We start from the raw sequence: 1250 nt of genomic DNA, 5'->3' as shown, positions 1-1250 counted from the left end.
TGGTGTGCCCCGCGTTGAGTGGAGGTGGATTTCTGGATTCTTGTGCCACTTGATGAGAGGAAAGTGGCATGGGACGACGGGGCTACCCGCCGGAGTTCCGGCGTAAGGTGCTGGACTTACTCGAAGCAGGCCGCACGGCTACCGAGCTGGCCTGCGACCTGGACATCAGCACACAGACGATCTACAACTGGCGGCGGCAAGACCGCATCGACCGCGGCCTGGAGCCTGGCCTGACCAGTGGGGAGAAGGCCGAACTGGCGGCCGCGAAACGGCGCATCGCCGAGTTGGAGGCCGAGCTTCACGCCACTCGCCGGGCCATCGAGCTGGTACGAGAGGCGGCGCCCCCAAAAGTCGGTTCGAGGCCATCGCGGTGATGGCCGGCGAAGGCATCCCCGTCGAGGTGGCCTGTCGTGTCCTGGCGGTCTCGATGTCCGGCTACTACGCCTGGCGGGTCCGGCCGCCCTCGCTGCGGACCGTCCGGCACGCGTGGCTGAGCGACCTGATCCGGCAGATCCACCAGCGCTCGCGGGGCACCTATGGCGCCCGGCGGGTGCATGCCGAGTTGACGCTGGGCCACCAGGTGCCCGTCAGCCACGGAGCGGTGGAGCGCCTCATGCGCCGCGCCGGGCTGGAAGGCCTCAGCGGCCGGCCCAAGTGGCGGCGCGCCAAGCCGGATCTGATCGCCACCGACCTGGTCGACCGGGCGTTCACACGGACTGAGCCCAACCAGCTGTGGGTCACCGATATCACCGAACATCCGACGCGTGAGGGCAAGGTGTACTGCTGCGTGGTGCTGGATGCCTACTCCCGTCGCGTGGTCGGCTGGTCGATCGACTCGACCCAGACCGCCACGCTGGTGACCAGCGCCTTGGGGATGGCCATCGACAGCCGCACGCCGCCGGCGGGCACGATCATCCACTCCGACCAGGGCGTGCAGTTCGGCTCCTGGATCTTCACTCAGCGGGCCAGGGACTCCGGACTGCTGCCGTCGATGGGCAGCGTCGGGGACTGCTTCGACAACGCCATGATGGAGTCGTTCTGGTCACGCATGCAGGTCGAGCTCCTCGACCGCCGGCGCTGGAACACCCGGATCGAACTCGCCAACGCGATCTTCGAGTACCTGGAGATCTGGCACAACCGGCAACGACGGCACAGCAGCCTGGGCATGCTCACCCCGATACAGTTCGAGAACGCGTCCACCGTGGCATGACAATCCAGAAACGCGACTCCACCGAAGTCGGGGCACACCA

The 1250-nt window shown here is 67.2% G+C and carries 1 pseudogene; it reads left to right on the top strand.

The annotated features are described in order from the left end of the window. Nucleotides 1–68 precede the first annotated feature (68 nt). Nucleotides 69–1210: pseudogene (locus BLR04_RS39430) on the top strand (IS3 family transposase). The last annotated feature ends 40 nt before the right edge of the window (nucleotides 1211–1250 follow it).

This window comes from Nonomuraea maritima, from assembly GCF_900100395.1.
Classification (GTDB): domain Bacteria; phylum Actinomycetota; class Actinomycetes; order Streptosporangiales; family Streptosporangiaceae; genus Nonomuraea; species Nonomuraea maritima.
Note: the sequence above shows the minus strand (reverse complement) of the source record. Positions and strands in the feature narration are given on the sequence as shown.